Annotated in this window: 4 protein-coding genes, 1 tRNA gene and 1 pseudogene; 2 read left to right on the top strand and 4 right to left on the bottom strand. The window is 53.3% G+C overall.

Annotated elements, in window-relative coordinates; all coding sequences use genetic code 11:
- Positions 1 to 174 precede the first annotated feature (174 nt).
- Together GIW04_RS27960 and GIW04_RS27955 are read left to right on the top strand one after the other, a co-directional pair.
- A tRNA-Leu gene (locus GIW04_RS27960) sits at positions 175 to 261 on the top strand.
- Positions 262 to 509: 248 nt separating this feature from the next.
- The gene (locus GIW04_RS27955; protein ID WP_120248202.1) at positions 510 to 1,037 is read left to right on the top strand and encodes a GNAT family N-acetyltransferase; all 528 of its coding nucleotides are present in this window, start codon (positions 510 to 512) and stop codon (positions 1,035 to 1,037) included.
- Positions 1,038 to 1,044: 7 nt separating this feature from the next.
- Here GIW04_RS27955 and GIW04_RS27950 read toward each other — a convergent pair whose 3' ends face one another.
- The 4 genes and pseudogenes from GIW04_RS27950 to GIW04_RS27935 form a co-directional block, all read right to left on the bottom strand.
- The gene (locus tag GIW04_RS27950; protein ID WP_120248088.1) at positions 1,045 to 1,224 is read right to left on the bottom strand and encodes a hypothetical protein; all 180 of its coding nucleotides are present in this window, start codon (positions 1,222 to 1,224) and stop codon (positions 1,045 to 1,047) included.
- Positions 1,225 to 2,196, bottom strand: a pseudogene (locus tag GIW04_RS27945) (IS4 family transposase); the annotation flags it as partial.
- 37 nt (positions 2,197 to 2,233) lie between these two features.
- Entirely contained in the window at positions 2,234 to 2,431 is a 198-nt protein-coding gene (locus tag GIW04_RS27940; protein WP_034135051.1) for a hypothetical protein, read from the bottom strand.
- 1 nt (position 2,432) lies between these two features.
- Positions 2,433 to 4,832: hemagglutinin repeat-containing protein (locus GIW04_RS27935; protein ID WP_236479416.1), on the bottom strand; the 2,400-nt coding region annotated here is incomplete at its 5' end.

Here is a 4,832-nt window from a genome sequence, read left to right as displayed (position 1 = left end):
TTTATGGGGCTTGTTCCTGGGTTGCTTGCGTTCATCAGCACTTGGCACAAAGGCCCTGTAGATCACTGATCTGCCAAGCTTTTTCCTGCGCATCTTTATGCGGGAAAACCGGCCTGGAGGTTGCGCTGAGGCGGCTAGATCTATATATTCCCAACCCTGTTACACCGCGCTACCGCCCGAATGGCGAAACTGGTAGACGCATGGGACTTAAAATCCCCCGCTCGTAAGGGCGTCCCGGTTCGATTCCGGGTTCGGGCACCATGTATATCAAGGGCTTGCCGGGGAAACCTGGGCAGGCCCTTATCTCTTCTGCTCCGCTATTTCAAAGCCTGCTCAGCAATTCCCCATCTCCGGCGTCCTGCCGAACGAATATCGTCAACGAAACGCTGCTGTTTTGCTGTCAGCGCCATAGGGATTCCTTGAGACTTTTGTGCCTCGCTTAGGCAGGACTTGAAATAGTGGCGGGTTGCCGGTATTGGTTGGAGTCATTTGGCGCAGAGAGCAGAGCAGTGATCACGATTCGAGAGGCAACGATTGAAGACCTTCAAACGCTCCGAGACATCGGCATAAAGACCTACAAAGAGCACTTTTCTGATATCTGGACCGCCGCAGGATTACAGAACTTTCTAAGCGAGGACTTCTCAGTTTCTGAACTGCAGAAATCTATCGGATCACCTATCAATCACTACTGGCTCATTGCGTTCGACGACAAAGGCCAGGCAATAGGCTTCTCAAAAGTCAATTGGTCCAAGCCAATCCCAATGGCTGATCATGTTGGCGCCGAACTCCAGAAAATTTACTACCTCAAGTCTCAGGCGGGTAAGGGCTATGGGAAGCAGCTTCTCCAACTCATTCAAGACGCAGCGCAAAACCGCAATGAAGGTTTCTTATGGCTAGACGTACTGAAGACCAATTCAAACGCGCAGCGCTTCTATGAGAACTTCGGATTCAGGGCGTTGGGAGAAATTCCCTTCAGTACCGATGTAGCCGAAATCGGAATGATCGTGATGTGCCGCGACCTTTTCCCTCGGGCGTGATTCGCGATTACTTATTTGGCTCGGATTTCGCAAACATCAGGCCGAAGAAAAAACCTGCGACCATGGTCAGATAGACCGACTTGTAGCCTGTGACGTTATAGGCCAGCCAGTAGTTGACCGCAGTGATGACGGCGAAAGCCACGAAGAACAGCTTACGTGCGAAAAAGGGGACAGATTTGAATGGCACTTACTTAACCTTCTTCGGGTGTCCATTTCTCCTGACCTCGGCCCTAGCCGCCGAGCGCGTCTGCATCAGCATCGGGTAAGGCTTGGGCCTTCGTTTTATGGCGCGAGGCTCAATCCGTCCCGGCCGGTTTCCGACACGTTTCCTGGCGATCAACCTGAGTAAATTCGGTACCCCATCGTCTTGTTCGTCGGCACCGTACTGCCGCATCGCAAGGAATAATTGAAGGCTATGTTTAAAGCTAAGCTCGCGTGGCAAGCAATCAGCTAATAGCGCTGATTTGGCCATGATCATCCGAATCAAATTATGCGCCAGCAGATACACCCACAACTCTTTTACAGCCATGCCAGGCGTCTTGCAGCTCAACGTTTCAAGCCCCAGCGTTGTCTTGATATTGCGCAGATCCAGCTCAACATGCCAACGGTCTTTGTACAGTGATTTGAGCCCCGCTTTGGGGACTTGCTGCGGGCAGTTCAAGGTGGTCACCAGGATTTTTCCGCCGGTTTACAGCTCTCGCACTGTCAGTGTTTCAGGCGCATTGTCGTAATAAGTTTGGCTCATCCAGGAAGGTCGATTCCCAGGTTTTGTCAGCTCAACCAAATGATCTTCCGGCCCCAGCGATTGCCCGAGCCGAAAGTCGGTACTGCGCCGCCTGGCGCCATACTGCTCGAACACGCCATCGATCCCACGACGCTGCAGTTCGCACAGCAGAAAGTACGTTGCGTAGTAGGCATCGCCCAACACAATGTCGCCTCGATTCAGAGTGTCGAGCATCGTCCTGAGTAGCGTCTGTTCATCGCCACCTTTGCCTCGAAAGCGTCCCAGCGAGGCATCTAAAACAGCACCGCTGGCCAAGCAAATGATTCCTACCAAACGACAGATGGGAAAACCCAGTCCTGCTTTCTGACCACGCGATTGTGGATAGGCAGCTTGGTTGGCCGCAGTGTCGGGTAGAGTCACTGCAGCCCCATCTATTCTGCTCTACGCCCCCCCGGCACTACCTTAGCCCGCGTTAAAAATCCGACTCGCAATTAAATAAAACACAGACACCATCTTCCTTCCCAACTAAGCTGATTGGCTTTTTACTTACGCCACCGTCAACTGAAATCTCAACCATAAGATTTTGATCCTCAAATGAGCGTAATTCTTCGATTAATTCAGAAATGGTCTTCCCACGTGTAATCCAACCCGGCATCTCAGTTTTTTTCATTTCAATCACCAATACGTTTCATATTCACGTCAAAAGTACCCAGTCTCGTATCTTTCGAGCCAAGCGCTTTAACCGATTTAGCTGCTTTCCATGCTCCTCCGTTATGTCCGTCAAGGTCCCTAGTGATATACAAATTTCCCTGTTTGAAAACAGCCTGCCCATCATGGACTGTTTCGTTGATTTTTTTATACCCCAACGCTTCTGCAGCCTGCTTGGCCTCCTTATTTGTCCTATAGACAGGTTCGGCAAGAGGACGAGGAGAATTTGCCTCGGAATCTTTACCGCCCTTACCTTTGCGAGCAGGCATCGCCCCAAACAAAATACTGGAAAGTAGCTCACCACCGCCAATCAGATATTTGTCGCTGTCATACGTCGGATTCAGCTCGGTCCCTTCGATGATTTGAGCGACTTTCTGTCCGACGAACGCATTCGCTTTGTCTATGTTCTTCGAGATCGCCTGCCCCGCCTCGGTCCCCTCAACAGCCTTCATCGCAATGAATTGAGCAACCCCTTTCGGGCCTTGAGCCGCGGCCAACACATAGGCTATGGCTTCCACACTCTCAGGATGTTTGTTTTTATAAGCCTGTATTTCCCCGAGTTGACGAATCAGACCTTGAAGTTCTTCAATCCCTGTCGGGTTGACTTCCGACGTATCCAGTACCACTGCCTGAGGGTCGGGTTTATAGGTGCTCGACTCAACAAGCGTCTGCGCGTCGCTAAGCACCTGAGGTTCGATCCCATTTAACGACGCCATACTTCTCAGGACGCTGTCGATGAATTCGGGATCCCCCATTTTTGCCATTGCCGATCGAGGGCTCATACCAGAGAGAATGAGGGCTTCAAGCGTGCTTTCTGCCAAGTCTTTGCCGGCCATGGCTTCTGCACGAGCATCCATCGGACGGCCCTGCATGACTTCCACTCGATTGACTAATGCATGCAATGCCCCGGCGGCCTTGTTGAAGTTGTCCAACGCCGTTTTATCGTAATTGAGTAGCCCATCAGACCATTGCTTCAGCGTTTCTCCAGGTTTGAGCACAGCATCAATGGACGAACTACTCGCATACAAATCCGTTCGTTTTTCATCATCCTTGGTGATCTCATAGGCCTTGCTCACATCCCGGTTCAACCCGGCCGTAGAGTCAGTGCCCGTCTCGGTATCCCCACGTACGACGATTTCACCTGCCCCCACCGTGGCGCGGACAATCTGTTCACGTTCTTTCTCGTAGTTCCAACCCTCAACGCTCCAGCCGGTTTGACCTTCCTTGCCTTTTCCCGCCTGGCTGCTGTCTTGTACGGTGTTGCCTTTGCTTTCACTGCTCCCGGCTTTATAGGTACCACCTACGTTCAGGTAGTACCCATGCTCTTTGTCTTGCCCGGCGATATCGCTGAAGCCGAGGGTGCCGGTGTCCAGTTTCAGGTTGCCGTTGTCAGCGGCGATGACGGCTCCGTCGATCTGGGTATGGTTCTCTGTTCTGATATCGACTGCATTTTTGCCGGTGATTCGGGTTTGCTCTTCGACCCAGTCGGTTTTGCCTGTGGTCTTGCCAAAGCCGACCGAACCGCTGACACCGGCGCCCGGGCCGATGGTGGCCGTAACGCTGATGTCGAACTCTTTGCCCTTGACCTTGCCCGTATCGGCTATCGACGAGACCTTGAGGTCGCCGCCCACGCGCCCCACCACTTCGTCGCCTCTGAGGTTCGCTCCGCCGATGATGGTGTCTTTGCCGCTGGCGAACCCCAGACGGTCGCCGGCATAGAGGTAAGCCTCTTGTTGGCGTTGGCCTTCTCGCTCCAGGTTGCCCTTGCCCATGCTGACACTGACGTAGACGCCAATACCTTCGGAGCCAAACGTCAGGCCTGCTTCCCCGCCGCCACTGTGGCGGTTGTTTTCGCTGTTGCTGTCGTTATGCGCCGAACGAATGTTCAAATCGTTGCCCGCATTCAGCTCGATATCCCGTTGGGCTTTGGCCTGCGTTCCAATCAAGTTCAGGTCATTGCTGGCCTTGAGGTTGATATCGCGACCGGCTTCCAGCTGTGAAGCCGTAGACGAGCCTTGAGAGCTCTCGCCCGTAGCCGTGCCGAAGCTGCCGCCGGCGCCCAACTTGATCCCGCCGCTGGTGCCGCCATGAATGCCGCCCCAACTTTGGGTGTGGGTGGTTTCTTCACTAATCCCGCCCTTGGCCACGTCCAGCGTGACGTCACGTCCTTTGATATTGATGTCACGCCCAGCGTCCAGGTGGCTTCCCTTCACCAGCACATCGTTACCAGCGTTGAGGTGCAAATCGTTACCGGCGCTCAGCGTCGAAGAGCGATTGGTTTGCTCGATAACCTGCTGGCTGTTGGTTTGTTTCCTGTTGCCGAACTTTCCGTCCAGCGTTGGCCCGCTGACAAACTGACTGAC

Source organism: Pseudomonas sp. PA-4-8C (genome assembly GCF_021606625.1).
In the GTDB taxonomy this organism is placed as follows: Bacteria; Pseudomonadota; Gammaproteobacteria; order Pseudomonadales; family Pseudomonadaceae; genus Aquipseudomonas; species Aquipseudomonas lactis.
The sequence above is the reverse complement of the archived record's forward strand: the minus strand, read 5'-3'. Positions and strand labels throughout refer to the sequence as shown.

Coding starts and splice junctions, on each gene's coding strand:
- GIW04_RS27940 (WP_034135051.1), bottom strand. CDS start 2,431: ATGAAAAAAACTGAGATGCCGGGTTGGATTACACGTGGGAAGACCATT.